Origin of the sequence: Lacrimispora struthionigena, from assembly GCF_048627165.1 — a bacterium.
In the GTDB taxonomy this organism is placed as follows: Bacteria; Bacillota; Clostridia; order Lachnospirales; family Lachnospiraceae; genus Lacrimispora.
Map to the genome: position 1 here is coordinate 581920 of NZ_JBMBWP010000002.1, position 22673 is coordinate 604592.

Consider the following 22673-nt stretch of genomic DNA (forward strand, 5'->3'; position numbering starts at 1 on the left):
TGGCATAAGGGATTTAATAAGAAATACTACAATAAAAAGCATACACGTTCTAAAAACTATTTCAAAGTAAATTTGTTTTTTTCCTCCTTTTGTCCATCTTTTATTCTTAGATACAAAGTAATCTGATATTTTTTTCTTTCTTATAACGAAATAAAAAAAGATAAAAACTACAATGCAATCAAATATTATATTAAAATAGAAATACAAAATATCCGAATTATTCATTATATCCTTGTATGATAATTAGGAAGTTAATTATCACACGTTCCTTTCTTTTTAATATCGTGGTTATAATACATTCAGATACTGTGGACTTTTGATTTTTTCCTGTAGCTTTGACTACTCAACTGGAGTGTATTGCCGCTACCTTTATCTGAATTGTTTATATGCTGGATGTACCGGAGCACTTTGTTCCAATGAGTACTTATTTCAATCAAGTCTACGATGATAATCGCTGGTGGATATCACGGTATCAGATCTTACGAAAGGGAGGTACAACCTCATGATTTACGTTGGTATTGATATTGCCAAACTTAACCATTTCGCCGCTGCCGTTTCTTCGGAGGGCGAGATACTCATTGAGCCGTTCAAATTCACAAATGACGCTGATGGCTTCCAACTGCTGATTTCCAAAATCGAATCATTCGATAAGGACAGCACCATCATCGGTCTTGAGTCGACGGCACACTACGGTGACAACCTTGTTCGATACCTTGTTGCCAGTCTTTACAGAGTGTGTGTTCTCAACCCTATTAAGACGTCTCAGATGCGAAAGAACAACATTCGCAAAACTAAGACAGATAAGGTCGACACTTACGTTATTGCTAAAACTCTAATGATGCAGGATTCCTTACGGTTCGTCAGCTTCTATGATCTTGATCTGATGGACTTAAAAGCTCTTGGGCGCTTTCGCCAGAAAACGATAAAACAGCGAACCCGCCTTAAAATCCAACTGACGACCTATGTTGATCAGGTCTTCCCCGAATTGCAATACTTCTTTAAATCCGGTCTGCATCAGAATGCTGTCTATGCCCTTCTTAATGAAGCACCTTCTCCTAACGAGATTGCTTCCATGCATATGACTCATCTGGCAAATCTGCTCAAAGTGAAGTCTCATGGTCACTTTACAAAGGAGCAGGCCAAAGAATTAAGAGTTCTGGCACAGAAGTCTGTCGGTGCAAACGACAGCGCTATATCTATTCAGATAACCCAGACCATTCAACAAATCGAGTTACTGGATAGCCAATTAAATAAGATTGAAGCAGAAATGACGGACATCATGAATTTCAATGAATCAGTCATCATGACCATTCCTGGTATCGGATACATAAATGGCGGAATGATTCTTGGTGAAATAGGTGATATTCACCGTTTCTTAAGTCCTAACAAGCTGCTTGCTTTTGCTGGTTTAGATCCGTCCGTATATCAGTCTGGTAATTTTCAGGCTAAACGAACTCGTATGTCCAAACGTGGCTCTCGTGTACTGCGATATGCCCTAGTAAATGCAGCTTGGAACGTTGTAAGAAACAACGACACCTTCAAGGCTTATTATGATGCCAAGAGGGCAGAAGGCCGAACTCACTATAATGCCCTTGGGCACTGTTCCGGCAAGTTAGTCAGAATCATCTGGAAGATGCTTACTGACGAAGTTGAATTTAACCTCGAATAAGAGGTCTGTATACCAATATCGATAGATTTTGAAAAAGCACCCTCAGGGAGCTTTATTAAAGTTACCCTATTTTACCTTTGATACGAAAAAGAAATTTTTTGCTGATTTATGCTTGACTTTTCATAGCTGGTCTCCAATATCTATATAAATTCGTGTACATTATTTCATTTAACTTACTTAAACCTAAATATTTTTTAATTATACTATTTTATATTGTAGCTAGAGATTCTTTTTATACTAAAATAACAGTATAAAAAGCTATAGGCTTTACTCTATCATTGAATGCAACCAGGATAAGATGTACCATAAATTTGTCTAAAATAAGCATTATAAAACTCAGAAAGTTTGTTTGCGCCCCATTGCACTAACTCTTGGTGTTTCCCCTCTACTAAATCACCTATCGCACCTGTTTTTCCTTTTATGTAATCTGTTACAGAGGCCATTAAGTTTTCTCCAGTATCAGAAGTTATTTTTCCTATAAGCATTTTATATACTGTTTTGTAACTCAGATTACAAAAGTTACCATTGGCAAATCTTGTCATATATCCTTTAAACATAGCATAATAATTACCTCGGCCTTTTGTAATGCCTGGGATTTTTATAAGTTTATCTAATCCTAAAATCTCTCCTAGATTTGATACTAAACCAGCTACTGCCCCAGATGCCACTGCATCAAAAACTATATCACTTCCAATCTTATCCTCTTTTTCACCATTTGTTACATTTGTTAATATATCAGTTGTTAAAGATGATGATGATCCACTTACAAAACCTATAACAGAAGGAGCCAAAGGTCCACAACTTAATGCTGGTAAAGCAACTGCCCCTCCTATTGCACCGCCAACAAATGCACCAACATAACTTTGCCATGATGATATTTTAATTTCACCATCCAATGCACTAGTAACTGCATCAGAAATTCCTTGTCCAATAAGACCTGCAGCTCCTCCTATAAGTGCAGCTGCAGCAATGATAGGTATAAGCCCTGTTTTATCCGTTATATTTTCCGGATTATCATTGCAGTAGATATATTTATTGCAAGTTAATGGATATAAATTTATACCGGGAAGCGGATCTTCACTAATAAATCTACCATGTTGAGACATATACTCTCTTCCTTGTGCAAAATAAGTATTGCTATAAATGTCTTCCATAAAACCATTGTAGCAAAAATCCTGCTGATAACCTACTTTTTTGTTTAAAACATTACCAAAAGGTCCATAGCAAGTCACATTTCCGCACGTTGCATTATGCTCAAACTGGCGTATCGTACTTCCCAACTCATCCGTCAAATAATTCAGCACCCTTGATTCTGTTTTTTCAAACATAATCTCTTTATCCCAAACATATTCATGTACAGTATTGTTTTCAATCTTTTGCAGCAAATTATTATACATTTTTGTCTGATCAGTAACATACTCTATATGCTTTATACTATTTGCTTTAGATTCTTCTGTTTTAGCAACCCTTATTCCTAACCCATTATATTGATATATAGCTTTTCCGACTGCGTTTGAACATTGTTCTAGTCTATTTGTTGTTCCAAACAGATATGTTTGCACAAGGTTTTGCCCCTCCTTTATTGTTGATAGATTCCCTCGTGGATCATAAGTATACTTCTTTACTTTTTCTGCTTGTCTTTCTTCGATAAGTTTATTAGTGGAATCATATAAATATCTGGTCTCAACTCCAGCTTCATCTTTACAAACAACATTCCCATAAGAATCATACTTATATAGACAAATCGACCTATTGTCTTGTGTAACATCTACAAGCCTATCTAACTCATCGTAACCATATACAAATGTTCCACTTTCCTCTGGAAAATTTTTGCGATACTTCTTCACCTTTGTTTTATTTCCTTTTAAATCATAATCATATTCATATTTATCTAAAACCTCATTAGAATCGTAATAACTTAAACTCGTTAATCTGTTCTGGGAATCGTATTGATAAAGCGCATTTGTTCTGTTAGAATAATCTTTTTTAACCAATCTACCATTCTCATCATAACTATATTGGACACTGCCCATTGGACTCACTAGCTTTATAATTTCTTTATTCTGGTTATAGTAATAATTTATAGAGTCGCCATTGGGATAATTAATTGCTTTTTGCAGTCCCAAATCATCCCAACAATATCCTATTTTTCTGCCTTTATGATCAGTAATAGACTCTAGCCTTCCAAAATTATCATAGTTCAACTTTGTGATTCCCAACCAATCTTTAACTTCTGTTAATTGCTTTATAGGATTATAAGTGTAGTTAATCTCCCGTCCATCATCATAAACTATGGATTGCAAGTTCCCATCACCTGTATAAGATAATCTTGTTTGATATCCCTCTCTGTCCCTTCGTCTTATTAAGTTACCCGCATTATCATATTCAAATAAATCTGATTCTCCTGATGCATTTATCGATTTTATGATTTGCCCCATTTGATTTCGCTCATATTTATTAAAATGCAATTTCATATTAATAGCTTCCTCAAGATCAATTTCCATCAGATTAAGATCTTTATTTTCACAAACCAGCATATCGGTAATATTACCATAATAATCATAAGAATATTTTGTAGAATTTCCAGATGGATCTATTACTTGAACAATATCTCCAGTAGTGGAATATCTATACTCTGTTTTATTTCTATTAGCATCTATAATTGAAATAATGTTACCTACTGCATCATAAGCGATGTTATTTTCTGCTCCTTCATTTGTATTTATCCTTACAACTTGGTTCAATTTATCATAATCATATGTTATCTTGTATCCATTTTCATTCTCCAGACCAATTATATTTTCTTCATAATCATAATTATATTTTAAGATTTTTCCATTTAAATATGTAATTCTATCGAGTAATCCACCACTATAGTAGCTAAAATTAATTTTCTCTCCTACCGAATTTGATACCTCCGATAATATATTCAAACTATTATATGTGAAGTGCGATTCTTTCCCCAATGAATCAATTTTCTTAATTAAATTACCGCAGTTATCATACTCATACTTTACTATTCTATTAAGTCCATCAATAATTTCACTAATTTTTCCTACCTTATTATAACTATATTGAGTCAAATTACCATCTGCATCTTTTTCGCTTATAAGCCTGTTAAGCGCATCGTATGAAAATAGTGACTTCCCCCCTATTGCATTTACAAATTCAATTATATTACCATTGGGATCATATTTATATTTTATTTTTCCACCGCATGGGTTAATAACGCATTCTAGTAAATTCAATTTATTATATTTATACTGGACAACCCCCTGATCTGGTCTAACTTCTTTAATTAAATTTCCCATTAGATCATATTCATAAAACCAAATATCTCCATTGGCATTTATATATTGACTTACACGGTTCATCTTATTATAGACAAACTCATTTATCGCTCCATTATAATCAATTATTTTAGTTAGCAGATCGCCTTCATAATAAAACGTACGTTTATTACCTAAAGCATTCTCGATTTCGCAAATATTATCTTTTGAGTCATAACGGTATCTGGTTATATTACCGTTAGCATTTGTATACTTTATTATACGATTTAATTCATCATATTCATAAGATATTTGATTACCTAATGGACCTCTCAATAAGACCATATTTCCTTTTTCATCATATTTCATGCTAATTTCAGATCTATCTGGTAAGACAATTGTACTAGGCATTGCTTTTTCATTGTAATCAATTTTTGTAGAATTTTCATTTGCATCAACTAACTCTATTAAATTGCCTCTTTTATAGTAATGTCTTTTTATATAAGTTCCATCTGCTTGCTTTATAGAAATCAAATTTCCATTGCTGTCGTATGTCATGTTAATCTTCTGACCCAAGGCATCAATCACTTGCGTCAGGTTACTCCGATTATCATATGAGTATCTAGTAATATTTCCACTTTTATCTACATAACGAACTTTCTGATTCCTGTCATTATATTCAAATATTTCTTCTCCATCCTCATAAATGGTACGGACATTACGCATCAGTTTATCACATTCATAAATAACCAGATTCCCATTCTGCTCCAGCATGTAGGTGCGGCTATTTTCATCATCATACCGGAACTCTGTCACACCCCCATCAGGCATGATCTGCTTTCTAACCCTGTCCACTCCGTCATATTCATTCTCCACTCCCAGTATATCACGAGGAGTAATAATTCCGTTTACCTTTCCATTCTCATTGTATTCATAGGTATAGGTGTATCCCATGGAATTGGTAAACCACCGTAGCTTCCCATACTGGTATCTCAGACTGATCTTTCTTCCGGTATGATCCTCTACATAGATCAGTTTCCTTTCCTTGTTATAGGTATAATTCAGCTTGCCTCCGGTTCCATTATCCACACATTCTAAAAGTCCGTCACTGTTGTAAGTAAATTTACGCTTGTTTCCAATCCTGTCTTTCTGACTGTATAGCTTCCCCTCCTGGTCGAACTCATAAACAGTGCCATTTTCCCGTTCAAACTGGTAGCCGTTTTCTGATTTGCTCAGTATTTCTCCGTCTCCCATAACCGGAGCATAACTATCCCCCAGCTTCCGGCAGTAAGGCAGTTCCCGGCCGTCTTCCAGAACGATTCCTAACAGTTCTTCCTCTTTGATTTTTATCAGACGAACCCCATAATTATGATTCCATCCTTCTCCAAGTACCTGTTGGTCTCCGCAATCCATAGCATTATAGAACAGTTGAAAACTTAACGGCATATTCCCATTTATGATAAGATCCTCTTTTTCATAAATATAATTTCCTGTGTTCATATTGATGGGATCTTTGCCATAAACCTGACAAAGCATATTCTTCCCTGCTACCCAGCGGAATACATTCTGGTAACGCTTTAAAAATGCAGCCCAGTTTATCTTCCCGTCATATCCCTGACCTGAAGACACCGGAATAATAACTCCTCCCTTTTTGCAGAGCAGGACAGAGCTCATGCTGATAGCCTCTTCTCCCCCTACGGTTTCTGCCTTTCCGGTTCCTACTGCCGTATTTTCCCATTTATCAACCAGATCCATGAAACCTTCGCACTTGTGGTCCTTTTCATTCTTTCGGCACTCTCCAAAGTACGGGATATTCTCACAGGCCTTGCAATCCTTACAGTTCACCTTTTTCTTTCCACCGCTGGTATATCCATGACCGGTTGGAAGTTTAAGCTGGGTAATATTGCTTCCGTTCACACAGAAAAGCTTTACTCCCTCCACCAGATACTCCTTACTGTCTGCTGCTTTTTGCGCCTGATTAAGCAGCGATCCCGCTCCCTGACCAAAATTAATTTTACCCGCATCACTCATTACTTTTTCTCCTCTCTTTTCCCTTGTTCAACATTTTATTTGGGTGCTGCTATCATATAAGTGTAAATCTAAAAAGATCTATCCCTAAAATCACCTATAATTACATTATACATTAAATATTTTCGTATTTTTGTTAGATGTAACAATTAACTCGCTACATGTAATTTTTGGTAATTTTACATAGGCTAAATTATAGTTATGGGTCAATAGCATTTCGAGTTTTCCGTTTTTCACTCGCTTTCAATGGCATAATCTCTGGTAACAGGATAATTTTGGCACACAAAAAACAGACGTCACTTTTGGCTTACAAATTTTGTACTCCAAAATTCACGTCTGCTGGTATCTGCTTTTTCATCCCAGCAGGTGGCTTCATGTTCAGACTATATTGCTACTTTTTCAATAGTAAAACAGAGTGATGATTACATTGACGTTTTTCTGATCACGTAGTACTCATCTCTCCTCTTTTAGAGAAAACTCACCTGATGCTAATGTTTATTTCGTAATCCACTCAATGGGAGCGCCTGGTTCCACTGTTCCGTAATTTATTGGCGTTGTTTCTCCTGTTTCTGGATTGGTTGGCTGGTCAATTTGATATAAATATCCGTTTTTTCCGTATCTTCCAAACGCACTTTGGTCGTAGTGTTCGCGATCCATACAAATGTTTATGGCTTTCAACCCAACTACCACTTCTTTGCTTCCCTCGAAAAGCTCATGTTCCCATAGAAATTCGCATTCGATATTCAAAAAGCATTCTTTGATTCGCGGCGCATTAACCTTTGAGGCTTTCTCTGCCGTTAAACCAGATGCGGTGATTTCATCTGTTTCAAACTCATTATTACCAATTGTTTTAATACAGCGGTCATAAATGTTTTTTGAAGGAAAATTCAACACGCAAACCCGGGTTTCTTTTAATGATTGATACATATGCCCGCCTTTATCAACTTTTCCCATGATACAGATGAAGTTATCAGCTCCGCTGCCCGCAAAGGATGACCAGGAATGCAGACAAGCGTTTTCTTTACCGTTGGATTTCCAACCTGTAACGACGAATACCAGTGACGGCATGGCTGTCACTAAATCATACCAGGACAAATTGCCGCAGGCTTCCAGGTATTGCTTTGTATCATACCCAGAAAGACTCTCCGGCCTTCCAAAAATAGAGATTTCCTTTTTCATACTTAATTCCTCCCTTTTATTTGATCTAGTTATAGATTAACAAATATAATACGACAACTGCATGTCGTATTACTTATATTGATTTAATATTTTTTTTTGCATTCAGGCAAATTTCATCCATTAAATCAAGAGGTTCTATGACCTTTACGGCATCGCCGTAACTTAGTATCCATTGCAGTAAGTAATTACGATTTGTAAAATTGTTTTCAAATATTAATTTGCCGGATTGATTATCAAATGTTATACATTCCGGTTCCCTATTATTAATGGCCTGTTTTATCAACTCTATTTTTTCAATCAGGCTCACTTGATAAAATGTGGCTAAATCAATAATAATTCTATTATGGCAAGAAAGGACAGCACGCTTTTTATAAGCGAATTTCTCCATAAGACTTTGAGTATAAGTATATTTTGAAACGCTGTCTACGCTCTTGAGTCCCATAAAAATTACACTCAGTTCTTCTTGTGTCAGTATTGTCTGATTGATTTTATACCCTTCGGCAATGGAAAGCCCCCCACCATATCCCTGCATAGACACAATCGGGATTCCAGCTTTACATATATGATCAATATCACGCTGGATCGTCCTGCCTGAAACTTCAAACCGCTCTGCCAACTGAGCTATTGTTGTTTTCTCCTTCTGCAAAAGAATTGTAATAATACCGATTAAACGATCTATTTTCACATGCTCACCCCTATCCCACTATAACATAAGAATGGGAAATTAACCTCTTGTACAGGTTAGTTTTCTAAATTCGGCAAAGACAAGTCAGCATGGCTTTGTTTATATGAACATAATAAAACATGGCAACATCCCCCCCAATGTCACCATGTCCTCTGGCCTTACTTATAAAACTCTTCTTAGAAACGGGATAACCGGTTTTATGGCAATACTAATAAACAGACTTCCATTCCGCAATATTAGAGCTGTCGAATTTAAACGGAGGTCCGAGAATTATTTCTGTACCGCCGTCGGATGCTTCTATTACCTGGTAATCTCCCATTTCTCCTGCCTTAAACTTGTCGCCAGCTTTTCCTGTGATTTTTCCTTCTACCAGAGCCATAGAGGTATATGCTCCCAAAGAACCTACGTCAAGAGGATTCCACAGATACATATATGGACAGGAATGTGCTTCATCATCCCCTATGTATTCTGCCATTTCAGAAGGAAGTCCAAGACCGGTCAGCTTTACCTTTGATTTTTCGTCCTGAAGGACCTTGGCTGCTGCATTGATCCCCACGGTAGTAGGAGCGCAGATCACCTTTAAATCCGGATATTTAGATAAAAGAGCCTGTGTCTGATCTGTTGATTTCTGAGGTTCATCATCTCCATATGCCACTTCAACCAGATTGAGTTTGGAATACTTTTCTTCCTTCATAACCTCTTTCATGGATTCAATCCATGCATTTTGATTGGTAGCCTGAGAGGTAGCGGAAAGAATGGCCCAATCTCCCTCACCGCCGGAGATATCATAGACCGCGTCCATCAATGCCTGACCGATTTCTTTGATTCCTGCCTGATTGACAAACGTCTGCCTGCTGTCTTTATTGACCTTGGAATCCAGACAGGAAACCTTGATTCCTGCTGCCATTGCGTCCTCTAAAGCCGCCTGGAGGGCATTTTCATCATTTCCAGCGATGCAGATGGAATCCACACCCTGGGAAATCAGCGACTGGATAACGGAAACCTGCGCATCGGCCGTAGCAGACTCGGGATGCTTTACAATACAAGTTCCTCCTTCCGCTTCAATAACCTTTTGAAATCCCTGAGCAATCTTTTCATTGTAGGGATTTCCTGCTGATTTTGTGATGACTGCATACGTCTTTCCAGAGGAACTTCCCCCTCCGTCCTGAGCCACCGATGACTGATTTCCCCCAGTCTCTGTTTTCCCCGAACAGCCGGTAAGAGTTACAAGCACCATTGCCGCACACAGGGCTCCGCAAACCAATTGTTTTCTCATCTTACGATTACCTCCCTTTATTAATCATAGTTTTATACTAAAACACCCCCGGTGTCTTGTATCACAGTTGTTTCCTTTTCACATTTTTACCTATTTCCGGTATCATGACTGCCAGAATCAGCAGTGTTCCCAGGATCACCAGAATGACCTGAGGATTCATATTGATCTGACCTAATCCGATTCTTAAACAGATGATGATAAATGCGGATATGATGGCACCGGTCAGCTTTCCTTTTCCCCCGGCCGTTGAGATTCCTCCAAACACAGCCATGGCGATTGCATCCAGTTCAAAGCCGCTTCCCGTGGTGGTATTGGCACCATACAGCACGGATACAAGAAACATGGCACTGACGCCGGCCATCATTCCTGCAACGGAGTACACCAGAAGACGTATTTTCTGAACATGAATTCCGGAATAATAAGAAGCTTTCCGGTTGCTGCCAATGGCATACAGCTTCCTCCCAAATGTTGTTTTACTCAACAGAAAGGTAAAAATGATCGCTGCAATTATAACAACAAAGAAAATATAAGGAACGGAAAAGATTTTTCCTGCCATGGCGCGAAAGCCCTGATTGTTTTTAAGAGAGACAGAACCTCCGCTGCCCAAAGCAATCTCTGCAGCTCCACGGAAAATAATCATGGTGGCTAAGGTAACAATCATGGACGGCAGTTCTGTAAACAGGGTCACGGCAATACCGTTAAAGAGCCCGCAGGCGGTTCCTGTTAAGATTCCAATCAACAACACCACGGGAAACGGTATTCCCGCATTGCCTGCAAGACAGGCGGTAGTTGCGGACAGACAGACCGTCGCTCCAACCGACAAATCAATTTCACCCAAGATCAGAATATACGCCATAGGAAGCAAAAGGAAGACTTCCGTTAAATACTTTGGCATCTCTCGAAGTACATTCACCGGTTTGTAGCTTGGTGAGATAACCATACAAAACAGATTTACCATGAGAAACAGAAGGACAAGTACACCTTCCCAGCTTAAAATCCTTTTTTTCCAGTTTTGATCTGACTGCGCAGATATGCTTCTGCCTGATTTTCCCGCCATTGCTACATCTCCCTTCTTTTTAGATTTTTCTTCTGCATCATACGCTGAGCCACTACATTTAAAATAATAACAGCTAAGATTATAACGCCCTTTACCGTATTCTGTACGATGGAATCAATTCCCACCAGAGGCAGGGCCTTTGCTATGACCGCTAAGATTAAAGATCCCAGTAAAGCACCGGCTACGGTTCCCCGGCCGCCAGACATGCTAACCCCGCCAATGACACAGGCAGCGATCACATCCATTTCTTTTCCGTACAGCATATTTGGCTGAGCAGAGGAATACACAGCAACCGACAGAGCGCCGCACAAACCGGAAAGCATGCCCATAACCGTATAGACGATCAGTTTAATTTTCATGGTATTGATCCCGGATATGGCCGCTGCCTCGGGATTGCTTCCCACTGCATAGATCTTTCTTCCTGTTCTCGACCATTTCATCACCGCAAAAAAGATGATATAACATAGAAGTACAATGACGATCACGTTATTTAAAAGTCCAAGACCCAGTTCTTTTTCCAGGGCAAAATTTTTAAAGTCTCCCAGATTCTCTGCACTTGCCCACTGGCTTTTGGCTATGAGATAAGCAAAGCCTCTGTAGATATACATAAATCCCATGGTCGCTATGATTGGAAGCACTTTACCTCTTGATACCACAAGCCCGATTGCGGCTCCGCACACGGCACCGATTAATATGGCGATGAGAAACAGCAGGAATGTATTATGTACCACATTATACTTTAAAAGCATGCCCACAGCCATACCGGAAACCGCCAGGGTTGAGGTAATGGAAATATCAATGCCACCGATGAGCAAAACGCACAGCATTCCTAATGCCATGATCATAATAACCGCGTTATTCTTCACCATATCCTGAAGGGATTTGGCGGACAGAAATGAAGGGCTTAAAATCTGTATGATGATGCATAAACCCATGAGAACAAGGAGCAGGCTGGCCTCTCTGGAGCCTGTAATCCTTTTTATCAAGCTGTTTTTTCCCATTAGTCCAAACTCCTTTCCCTATCTTTTTCGGATTTTTCCATGGCATACTGAAGAATGGATTCCTGAGTCGCTTCCTCACGGGATAATTCTCCGGAAATTTTGCCGTTGCACATCACAAGGATCCGGTCACTCATACCGAGAATCTCCGGCATTTCAGAAGAGATTAAAAGAATGCCGTAGCCTTTTTTTGCCAAATCACCCATGATCTGATATATCTCCGCTTTTGCCCCTACGTCCACCCCCTTGGTCGGTTCATCCATAATGACCACCTTCATCTCCTGGCTCAGGGCTTTTGCCACAACCACCTTTTGCTGATTTCCTCCGGAAAGAGAGCTTGCCGGATCAAAGATAGAAACTGCCTTGGTATCCACTTCTTCCAGAAGCCCTTTTGCGGTTTCATCTTCCATCTTTTCATTGATCACACCACGCCTGGAATACTTCTTTAAACCAGGAAGAGTTACATTGCGCCCAAGCCCCCAGCTAAGGATCAATCCCTCCTTTTGACGGTCTTCCGGAAGCAGCACAATTCCTTCCTTCATGGCATCAGCCGGTTTTTTTATGAGCAGTCGTCTTCCTTCTAAGTAAATGTTGCCTGAGTCCGGTTTTGTGATTCCGCAGATGCTTTCCACCACCTCTGTCCGGCCTGCTCCCACCAATCCGGTAAGTCCCAGGATCTCCCCCTGATGCAGCTTAAAACTGATGTTCTTAAAATATCCGGTCCTTGAGAGCTGTTCAATGCGTAAGACTTCCGGACCTCTCCGGATCTCCGTCTTTGGAAAAAGATCGTTGATTTCACGCCCAACCATGGCTCTGATCAGATCAGAATTGGTTATCTCATCGGTCTGGTAAGTGCCGATGTACTTAGAGTCACGAAATACGGTTACCCGGTCAGCCAGCCGGTACATATCCTCAAACCGGTGGGAAATAAAGATAATCGAAACTTTGGAAGCCTTTAGCTTATCAACAATCCGGTATAATTCTTCTGATTCATTTCTTGTCAATGCTGCGGTTGGCTCATCAAGAATAATGATTCTCGCCTGTGTGGAGAGCGCCTTTGCAATTTCCACCATCTGCTGCTGGGCAACACTTAGGTTTCCCATCTCATCGGAACACTTAAAATCTGCATTCAGTTCCTTTAACAGCTTATCTGCTTCCTGATTCATAAACTTCCACTGAATGATTCCTTTTTTTATCATTTCATGGCCCATAAAAATATTTTCCGTTACGGAAAGATCGGGATAAGAAGTGGGGTGCTGGTAAACTGCCGCGATTCCGGCTGCCTGGGCATCTTTCGGCCCCTTAAAATCCACCTCAGCACCGTCCAGAAAGATCGTTCCCTCTTCGGCTTTATGGACTCCTGTAATCACTTTGATGAATGTGGATTTTCCTGCCCCATTCTCTCCCATCAATGCATGGACCTCACCTTTTCTCAGATTAAAATGAACCTGATTCAAGGCTTTTACCCCAGGAAATATTTTTGTAACCCCTTTTAATTCCAATACATAATCGGACACCGTTTTTTCCTCCCTTCTCAACTGTTATCAGTTTATCATCGGCAGGCTGGAAGGCAAACGGTATTATTTTTTGATATGGGTAATTTCTTTTTGTGTTTTTATTTAACAAGTTTTATTTTTCTATTTTTCCTTGTTTTCTTTCTTTATTTAGTTAAAATAGAACTATATTATCGCTGGTTGGGGGTACTGCAATGAAATTACTGATTGTTGATGATGAAGAGCTTACACGAATCGGTCTGATCAATTCCATTGATTGGGAGTCTTTGGGAATCTTTACGCTGTTCCAGGCCGAAGACGGCGTAAGCGGACTTCGGATTGCCAGAGAAGTCAGACCGGAAATCGTTTTATGCGATGTGAGAATGCCCAGAATGAACGGGATTGAGCTGGTGGAACGGCTGGAGAAGCTTCTCCCCAATTCCGCTTTTATCTTTATGAGCGGCTATTCCGACAAAGAATATCTAAAGGCCGCCATACGCCTGAAAGCCATAAACTACGTAGAAAAACCTCTGGATCCCGCAGAAGTGACCGCTACCATAAAAGAGGCTTATCACTGCGTCAGACAAAACATGAAAACCGTAAAAAATGAGTTGTTTTATTCCAGAGAAGCAGACTCATCTTTTGCCGCTGCCCTGACTCAGCCATATAAAGACAGCAGAGAAACCATTGCTGTTTTGGCAAAGGAACTGAAAATTAAACTGACGCCTTCCTTAAGCGTTACCTCCTTTGTTGTAAAAGTGGAGCAAAGCCAGGCAGATTTAAACCACATGAATCAGATACTGACTGATTTAGAAATATTTCTTTCCTATTCCTGTAACAGAGTTTACTATATTTCAAAATACATCCAATACCACATTTTTCACATCTTGTCTCCTACACCGCCTTCTTCCCCGTCCATGGATCGGATCGGTGCATTTTTAAAAAAATGCTTTCAGCAGACATGTGCATTTTATATCAGCAAAGGGGAGACATACATCGGCATCTCGAAAGCCTACGACTCCTATGCCAGCGCAGTTTCCCTTATGCAAAGCAGTTTTTTCTTTGATTCAGGCACCTATTTTACCCCTGAAAAAAAGATTGCTGTTAACACAGAAAAGCCAGGTAATGGTTCTTACAACCGTTATGTCCCTCTCCTTTCAGAAGCTGTCTTAACAAAGGATTTAAACACGGTTAGAGATTTGCTATTACAGCTTCATCATGAATTTTATCAGCAAAAAAATATATTCCCACATGAGGCAAGAGACCTGTATTATAAGCTTTTCATGGTATTAGAAGACTGCCGCCAGCAGCTTCGGCTGGCTCCGGCCACAGAACCGGAAAATGCCATGAAGCTTCTTGAAAACTGTTTTAGTTTTAATGAGCTTCATGAAAAGCTGACACAAAAGACAGAGTTGTTCTTTGAAGCAGCCAGGTCCTATATGCCGGATAATTCCACTATATTTCTGATAAAAGATTACATTCACACTCACTATCATAATGATTCTCTATCGGTTCGCGATATCGGCAATGAGGTTTTCTTATCTGCCTCTTATGTATGTACCTATTTTAAAAATGAAACCGGGCAGACCATCAATCAGTATCTTACGGAATACCGGCTGAAAAAAGCAAAGGAACTTTTGGCTGATCCTGGTTATCAGATTGCCGATATCTCTTTAAAAGTAGGTTACAGCAACGGAAATTATTTTAGTAAAAGTTTCAAAAAGCTGACTGGCTTATCACCATCTGATTACAGGGAGAAAATGCTGAAATGAGACATCTGATACGAAGGGCAAAGACTTATTACAACAATATGATGTTGCAAACAAAATTTACCATTACCCATCTGCTCATAACCACCATTCCCATGCTGGTTATGTTTCTCTTTTTTTACGGAAAACTCTACAATATGGTTTTAGCTTATACCGTCCGCTCAGAACAGACAGCCTCTGCTATGACCATACCACAGATCGATCTGCTCATTGATACTATTCTTACCGCACAAAAAGACCTGGAAGGGCATCCCTATTACCGAAATCTGTTTCATTCCAGGGACTACCAGAACGCTGACCCGCTCACAGATTCTGCTGATGCCATAGACTTTTGCAGACTGGCGAAAAAAACCATTGATGGAGAATACATAACCGACATTCGCATTTACATGGATCTGCCAGATTCCCAGCCCATCTTTTACAAGAAAGACACCAGACGAATCTTCCGTCCTATGAGCGAAGCCAGAGGTGCGTACTGGCATGGTATTTTTCAGGGAAACCGTACTTATAGCTCTCTTTTCTGCCCTGAGTTTTATTTAAGTCCCATAGAGGTAAAGGAATCCGGAGATATGGCCTTTATAACAAAAGCTTCCATTCCTTATAATGAGGAATTGCGAACCTGTTATATTGCCATTTACTATTCCAAGACCCCTTTTACAAGTCTTCTGAAAAACAATTTATCCAAGGATACCAGTGTAGCCTATATTATCAATGACCGGGACAGCACGGTGGCTACCTCCAATCATGGACTTGCCGGCATTTATCATTTCAGTTATGGCAAGGTCCGGGATTATTTTATGTCATCTGATAACTTTATCATGAAGAAGATTCTGGGAGAAGATGTTTATGCAGGTTTTTATCACATACAGAAAACAAACTGGTTTATGGTTGCCGTCATTCCTACCAAATCCATCATCCAGAAAAGTGTCCTTATTGTGATAGGTTTCTTCTTCATCTATCTGGTTTGTATCATAACTGCATTTTTAATTGCAACCAAACTATCCCATTCCATCACCAACCGTATTTCCTCCGTCATTCTTCAGATGTCCAGAGTCCGCTCCGGTCCTCCCACTCCTCTGCCTGATTCTGTGTATCACGATGAGATCGGTGGATTAATTGATACCTACAACTATATGACCAGAGCCATGAATCAATTGATTGCGGAACAGAACAAGGCCGCTGAAGATTTAAGGCTTGCCGAGTTTCACTCGCTCCAGGCTCAAATCAATCCCCATTTTCTCTATAACACCATGGACATGATCAACTGGCTGGCAAAACAGGGGCGAACCGATGAGGTATCGGAAGCAATTGTGGATCTTTCCCGTTTTTACAAACTGACGCTGAGCAGGAAAGAGACTCTTAGCACCATTGCAGATGAACTGGAGCATGCAAATATCTATGTCCGTCTCCAGAATATGCGGTATCATCAGGTCATTGATCTGGTCAACGATATGCCTGATTATATGATGGACTGCACCATTCCAAAGCTGACCTTTCAGCCAGTGGTGGAAAATGCAATTCTCCACGGCCTTTTGGAAAAAGTTCCAAAAGGAGGAACCATTGTTATCACCGGATGGCTGGAAGAGAATGCAGCTGTAATCCTGATTTCCGATGACGGGGTGGGAATCCCTGAGGATATGCTTTCCGGCCTTTTATCCGGAAAGGGGACCAGTAAAACCGGAACAAACATCGCCGTCTTTAACACCCACCGCCGTCTTCAGATCCTTTACGGTCCGGAGTATGGCCTAACCTATCATAGTGTGCCTGGAAAAGGGACGGAAGTGGAATTAAGGGTCCGTGCTGCCGGAATTCCATAAAGCTGTGAATCACTGGCGATTACCTTGACCGGACTTTCACCGGCAAGCTGATGATAGCTTTCAAAAAACACGACTCCCCCTCCTTAGAGCGCGCCCATGGCGCAAAAACCTTAAGATGTCAGGCTTGAGTATACAAGCCTGACATCTTCTCATCATATAAATCATAATAAATATGTAATAGTCCTTTACTTCAATATCAGATTTTGCCAGCTAATATTTGAACACAGATCAAAAAAATCTTTTATATATTTCTAATAAGGCAAATGAAGTTACTATAAAAATATCTTTAAAAGCAATTAATCGCCATGCGTTTTTCTTATCTCCAGGAAAAAAGTTTCTTGGTTCATTCTCATCATATTGAATATTTTTTTCCTGATCAATCTGTAATAGACCATCTTTTTTCTCATATAAATTAAATTCTACTTCGTAAACAATTCCATTCACAATATATCGATAAGTAGGATAATACTCCATATCTTTTAAGAAATAACCTCGTTTGTGATATTCCCTTATACTAACGATTGTACCTGTCGTTTCACCTTTATATTTTTTATAATTATAATGTTTCATAATAGCTCTTGTAAGATCCGCACAACCAACAATAACTATAATTAATATTAATACTGTTCGCATAAATTCATTCCTTCCTTAAAAAAAAATTTAGATATCTATTACCTGGCTGTCTTTCTTTTAACAATATGTTAACATTTTTTACTTAAAATACAATACAAGTGCTAAAATTGTACATGTTAGCTTCCAAAATTTGACAAAAACAGATTAGCATCGCTTTGTGGAATTGCACAAGAGCCTTAATATTGTTTTAACTGGCTTTAACTGTAACAATACCATTTTTCCTGAATGCATAAAAAACAGACACCTTTCGATGCCTGTTTTCCGCTATCTCATATATAGCAATAATTGAATTTCCAATTCTCCTATATCACATAATTATTCATATAATCATTCTTATGAATCAAATCTGCAATGGTTATCCCGTCAAAGTAATCATTAATCAGCTTATTAAGTCCTTCCCACATCTCCAGAGTCTGGCACTGACCCGCTCTGTTGCAGTTATTGGTCTCCCCTTCCAGGCAGGATACAGGCGCAAGTGATCCTTCCGTTAACCGTAAAATGCTCCCCACGGTATAAAGCTCCGGATCCTTGGCAAGCTTATAGCCGCCGCCTTTTCCCCGTAAAGAGATAAGGAGATTATTCTTACTTAAAATAGAGACTATGGATTCCAAATACTTCTCTGATATCTCCTGCCTTTGGGCAATGTCCATCAGCGTGATAAATTCTCCGTTATTGTGCTCTGCCAGATCAATCATGAGTCTGATAGCATAACGGCCTTTCGTTGAAATTTTCATATGCATAACCTCCTATTCATAATTTACCACAAGGTTAATATGTTTTTCAAGCCTAATTCTAATATTCTTGTTGATTTTCTTTTTTATCAGTCTTTTTCTCATCATAGTCATCCAGGAAATGATGAACAGCCCCATCCTTTTTATAAGCAATAATGGTGCTTAAATTTACATTCTCCACGCTTTTAAATAAATTGCCTTCAATGTAGGGGTTGGTCTCCTTCAGCTGACTGATCAGATTCTTAATCTCCACCCGCTTGGAACCGGTATTTCCATCTGTCCTGCAAGTGGTGCAGGTATCAGTAAACCGGCATGCGCACTGGATAAAATGAAGGTCATTGTAATCCCGCCACCGTTTGATGTCATCTTCTCTGATGAGATAAAGCGGGCGAATGAGCTCCATACCTTCAAAATTGGTACTGTGCAGCTTTGGCATCATAGTCTGGATCTGACCTCCGTACATCATTCCCATGAGAATGGTCTCAATCACATCATCATAGTGATGACCAAGTGCAATCTTATTGCAGCCCAGTTCCTTCGCCTTGCTGTATAAATGCCCCCTTCTCATTCTTGCACACAGATAGCAGGGGGATTTCTCCACTTCATAGACTGCATCAAAAATCTGTGTTTCAAATACGGTAATGGGAATATTTAAAAGTCTGGCATTGTTTTCAATTACCTGACGGTTTGTTTCATGATACCCCGGATCCATAACAAGAAATACCAGTTCAAAAGGAAACTTGTTGTGGCGCCGGATCTCCTGAAACAGCTTCGCCATCAGCATGGAGTCCTTGCCTCCTGAGATACACACGGCTATCTTGTCATTTTCCTTTACAAGCTCGTATTCATTGATTGCTTTGGCAAATTTACTGAATAGTTCCTTGTGAAATTTCTTTCTGATACTCTTTTCAATCTCTTCCAGCCTGCCCTGACCCTGCTCTTCTTTCTTCATGGTCTGAATGAGCCATGCTCCATAGCCTCCTGCCAGACTGTAGGCCTTATATCCTTTTTCTCTTAAAGTCTCTGCCGCTTGCTCGCTGATTACACCCTTTAAGCAATACAAAACAATCTTTTTCCCTTTAGGAAGGGTGCAATCTTCTACTGAGACTGCTTCCATATCCATGTGAATGGCACCTGGAATAAATCCGTGCTGATAGGCTCTTTCCTCTCTGATATCCACCAGAACATATTCTGACTGATCCATCTGTTCCAGCTGTTGTAATGACAGACTGCATCCACAATTATCCATGTATTCTGAATCCATATCCTTATCTCCTATTCCTTTTACGCTTTCTGCTGCCCGCCTGCAAGGTCTTTAATGACCTCTCCAGCGATGATCAGACCTGCAACAGACGGCACAAATGCCAGACTTCCGGGAATATCCCTTCTCTCTGTGCACTTATGGGCAGCTCCGGGAGGGCAGATACAGTTTGTCCGGCAGCTGATGGACATATCCTCGATGGGCCTGGTTGGGATTTCCTTTGAATAAACCACCTTAAGCTTTTTCACTCCCCGCTTCTTTAACTCTCTTCTCATAACCTTTGCAAGGGGACAAACCGATGTTTTATAAATGTCAGCGACCTCAAACTTGGTGGGGTCTAATTTGTTTCCTGCTCCCATGCAGCTGATGACTGGAACGCCCGCCTCTTTTGCCTGCATCACAAGCTGAAGCTTGGCTGTTACCGTGTCCACCGCATCCACTACATAATCATAGTCCTGAAAGGAAAAATCTCCTGCATTCTCCGGTAAAAAGAAGCATTTATGCATCTCCACCTCAGCATCAGGATTGATCTCTAAGATCCGCTCTTTCATTACTTCTACCTTATATTTGCCAACCGTTTTTCTGGTGGCTATAATCTGCCTGTTAATATTGGTCAGACATACCTTATCATCATCAACAAGAACAAAGGAACGGACTCCGCTTCTTACCAGAGCTTCCACAACATATCCGCCCACTCCGCCAATCCCAAATACTGCAACTTTCGCTTCTGACAGACGCTTCATAGCGTCTTCCCCCAGTAACAGCTGGGTTCTGGAAAACTGATTTAACAAATGAATCTACCTCTTTCTACATTTTCTGCCTGTTGGTATAAAAAAACACACTTCAAGTAATTATACTTCGAAAAGTGTGTTTGGGCAATTCATTTTTACTGGATAAGGTTTCCTGTAGAAAGGAATTTGTTTATTTAATGAAACGGTCAATTGCCTTGTTCAAATCCTCAATTGCCTGCTTGTCTCCTGATTCCACCGCGTCCACAATACAATGTTCAATATGATCCTTGATAATCACCTTTCCAGTCTGATTTAACGCTGATATAACAGCTGATAACTGGATCAGTACCTCACTGCAGTCCCGTTCCTCACTGACCATACGTTTCACAGATTCCAAATGTCCGATCGCACGGGACAGCCGGTTCATAACCACCTTTGTATTGGTATGCTTATGAGGGTGTCCGGGTAAATGGGAATGGGTGTATTCCGTTCCATCCTCTGCCTTATGTGTGTGAAAATCCATGTTCTCGTTCATATTTGCTACTCTCCTCCATACTTTTCTATTGTACTCTAAATTTTTTATTTTCACAATATGGAAGGGGAATTCTTGTAAAGATTATACAGTTGTATTATTTTCTTCTATTAATAATTTAAGATATCAGGTCCTCTTTTAAATTTTATATCAGGTCCTCTTTTAAATTTTATTGACATGTCCTCCCAAGCATGCTATACTTTTACTCCAATTTTTTAATACAACAGGAGGAAAACATGTCAACATTTTATGAAACCCAACGGCTTTTACTAAGAACACCGGAACTGTCATTTGCCCCCATGATCACGGACTATTATATAAAAAACCGGGAATTTTTATCGGAATGGGAACCTGTAAGACCCGAGGAATATTACACCACGGAATATCAGGAGAAACAGCTGGAAAACCAAATTGCAGACAGCAATGCATTAAAACTGTGGATCTCCAAAAAAGGCGAAGAAGACAAGGTGATCGGCGCCCTGACATTCAGCAATATTGTAAAAGGAGTATTCCTCTCCTGCTTTCTTGGATATAACCTGGATAAAGATGAAATAAATATGGGCTATATGACAGAAGCTGTGAAAAAAGGAATTGAAATAATGTTTCAGGACTACGGTCTTCACCGGATTGAAGCCAGTATTATGCCACGGAATATCAGATCCCTGAAGGTGACACAAAAGCTTGGCTTCCAGGAAGAAGGTCTTTCCCCACAGTACTTAAAAATTAACGGAAAATGGGAAGATCACCTTCATATGGTATTATTAAACCATGATATGAATGAATAAAGGGGCGTTAGCAAAATGGCTGACTTTCAGTCATTGGGAAGCGCAGATGGAAACCGCCGAAAGCAATGCCTGGGGCGGTTTCTTGTTAAATATAAGATCAAATCATTAGTTGGCTCTTAACAACCTTGAGCTCTTTGCTAGTTATGAGTGACTGCTTATAGCATTTTCAAATCCATAAGTGCATTTCTTCACCATATAATATATTGTTAACATTATTGACTGCTTTAAATACTGCAATGAGTAAGTCTGTATGGTTACATTGAATCGTTTGTTATATCAGTTCCTTATATCTGAAATTAATACAACGAATTGTTACCAATAGGTAGTAATCGGTGTATTCTTAATTAATAGATTAGTATTGGAAGAGGAGATATTTATATAAAATGAACAAAAGTTTTCTTCATCATATTTGTATTCAAACTAACCACTATGAGCAGTCTTTGAATTTTTATTGTAAGATGCTGATATGGAAATAATAGGTGATCGGTGCCCTGGCATTCAGTAATATTGTAAAAAGAGTATTCCTTTCCTGCTATCTCGGGTATAACCTGGTTAAAGATGAAATAAATATGGGTTATATGACACAAGCTGTGAAACAAAGAATTGAAATTATGTTTCGGGATTACGGCTTTTACCGGATTGAAGCCAATATTATGCCACGAAATATCATGTCTCTGAAGGTATTAAAAAATTATATGAAAATGGCCGCCAAGAGATTATTCCCAAGGCGGCTGTAGTTTTAAATCAGATAGGATTTCGC

At 39.5% G+C, this 22673-nt stretch carries 17 protein-coding genes; 5 read left to right on the forward strand and 12 right to left on the reverse strand.

What is annotated here, in order from left to right; translation table 11 throughout:
* The first annotated feature begins 502 nt into the window (after positions 1 to 502).
* Positions 503 to 1669, forward strand: coding sequence for an IS110 family RNA-guided transposase (locus ACOAOT_RS11635; protein WP_420215797.1), 1167 nt, complete (start codon positions 503 to 505; stop codon positions 1667 to 1669).
* A gap of 275 nt (positions 1670 to 1944) precedes the next feature.
* On the opposite strand, the gene ACOAOT_RS11640 is transcribed toward ACOAOT_RS11635, so the two are convergent.
* The 7 genes from ACOAOT_RS11640 to ACOAOT_RS11670 form a co-directional block, all read right to left on the reverse strand.
* Positions 1945 to 6969, reverse strand: a complete 5025-nt coding sequence (locus ACOAOT_RS11640; protein WP_420217107.1) for a DUF6531 domain-containing protein — start codon at positions 6967 to 6969, stop codon at positions 1945 to 1947.
* Positions 6970 to 7461: 492 nt separating this feature from the next.
* Positions 7462 to 8145, reverse strand: coding sequence for a flavin reductase family protein (locus tag ACOAOT_RS11645; RefSeq protein ID WP_420217108.1), 684 nt, complete (start codon positions 8143 to 8145; stop codon positions 7462 to 7464).
* A gap of 73 nt (positions 8146 to 8218) precedes the next feature.
* Positions 8219 to 8830: an HTH domain-containing protein gene (locus tag ACOAOT_RS11650; RefSeq protein WP_420217109.1), complete on the reverse strand. Its 612-nt coding sequence runs from the start codon at positions 8828 to 8830 to the stop codon at positions 8219 to 8221.
* A 208-nt stretch (positions 8831 to 9038) separates the two neighbouring features.
* Positions 9039 to 10106, reverse strand: a complete 1068-nt coding sequence (locus ACOAOT_RS11655; protein WP_420217110.1) for a rhamnose ABC transporter substrate-binding protein — start codon at positions 10104 to 10106, stop codon at positions 9039 to 9041.
* Positions 10107 to 10167: 61 nt separating this feature from the next.
* On the reverse strand, positions 10168 to 11163 hold the full coding sequence (locus ACOAOT_RS11660; RefSeq protein ID WP_420217111.1) for an ABC transporter permease: 996 nt from the start codon (positions 11161 to 11163) through the stop codon (positions 10168 to 10170).
* 2 nt (positions 11164 to 11165) lie between these two features.
* On the reverse strand, positions 11166 to 12164 hold the full coding sequence (locus tag ACOAOT_RS11665) for an ABC transporter permease (protein WP_420217112.1): 999 nt from the start codon (positions 12162 to 12164) through the stop codon (positions 11166 to 11168).
* Positions 12164 to 13678, reverse strand: a complete 1515-nt coding sequence (locus tag ACOAOT_RS11670; RefSeq protein WP_420217113.1) for a sugar ABC transporter ATP-binding protein — start codon at positions 13676 to 13678, stop codon at positions 12164 to 12166. The genes ACOAOT_RS11665 and ACOAOT_RS11670 overlap by 1 nt, the downstream gene beginning before the upstream one ends.
* 191 nt (positions 13679 to 13869) lie before the next feature.
* Here ACOAOT_RS11670 and ACOAOT_RS11675 point away from each other — a divergent pair, with 191 nt between their 5' ends.
* Both ACOAOT_RS11675 and ACOAOT_RS11680 read left to right on the forward strand, forming a co-directional pair.
* The gene (locus tag ACOAOT_RS11675) at positions 13870 to 15426 is read left to right on the forward strand and encodes a response regulator transcription factor (RefSeq protein ID WP_420217114.1); all 1557 of its coding nucleotides are present in this window, start codon (positions 13870 to 13872) and stop codon (positions 15424 to 15426) included.
* Entirely contained in the window at positions 15423 to 17240 is a 1818-nt protein-coding gene (locus ACOAOT_RS11680; RefSeq protein WP_420217115.1) for a sensor histidine kinase, read from the forward strand. Before ACOAOT_RS11675 ends, ACOAOT_RS11680 begins: the two co-directional genes overlap by 4 nt.
* 228 nt (positions 17241 to 17468) lie before the next feature.
* On the opposite strand, the gene ACOAOT_RS11685 is transcribed toward ACOAOT_RS11680, so the two are convergent.
* From ACOAOT_RS11685 to ACOAOT_RS11705, 5 genes are all read right to left on the reverse strand, one after another.
* Complete coding sequence (locus ACOAOT_RS11685; protein ID WP_420217116.1) at positions 17469 to 17873, reverse strand: hypothetical protein; 405 nt, start codon at positions 17871 to 17873, stop codon at positions 17469 to 17471.
* A 302-nt stretch (positions 17874 to 18175) separates the two neighbouring features.
* Positions 18176 to 18607: an RrF2 family transcriptional regulator gene (locus ACOAOT_RS11690; protein ID WP_104438582.1), complete on the reverse strand. Its 432-nt coding sequence runs from the start codon at positions 18605 to 18607 to the stop codon at positions 18176 to 18178.
* Between the two features lie 58 nt (positions 18608 to 18665).
* A complete protein-coding gene (locus ACOAOT_RS11695; RefSeq protein ID WP_420217117.1) occupies positions 18666 to 19868 on the reverse strand; it encodes a rhodanese-like domain-containing protein in 1203 nt (400 codons plus the stop codon).
* A gap of 20 nt (positions 19869 to 19888) precedes the next feature.
* Complete coding sequence (locus ACOAOT_RS11700) at positions 19889 to 20656, reverse strand: tRNA threonylcarbamoyladenosine dehydratase (RefSeq protein WP_104438583.1); 768 nt, start codon at positions 20654 to 20656, stop codon at positions 19889 to 19891.
* A gap of 130 nt (positions 20657 to 20786) precedes the next feature.
* The gene (locus ACOAOT_RS11705) at positions 20787 to 21131 is read right to left on the reverse strand and encodes a metal-sensing transcriptional repressor (protein ID WP_104438584.1); all 345 of its coding nucleotides are present in this window, start codon (positions 21129 to 21131) and stop codon (positions 20787 to 20789) included.
* A gap of 233 nt (positions 21132 to 21364) precedes the next feature.
* Here ACOAOT_RS11705 and ACOAOT_RS11710 point away from each other — a divergent pair, with 233 nt between their 5' ends.
* Positions 21365 to 21913 carry a GNAT family N-acetyltransferase gene (locus ACOAOT_RS11710; protein WP_349670476.1) on the forward strand — a complete coding sequence of 183 codons (549 nt, stop codon included), beginning with the start codon at positions 21365 to 21367 and terminating at the stop codon, positions 21911 to 21913.
* A 479-nt stretch (positions 21914 to 22392) separates the two neighbouring features.
* Positions 22393 to 22650, forward strand: coding sequence for a GNAT family N-acetyltransferase (locus ACOAOT_RS11715; protein ID WP_420217118.1), 258 nt, complete (start codon positions 22393 to 22395; stop codon positions 22648 to 22650).
* Positions 22651 to 22673 lie beyond the last annotated feature (23 nt).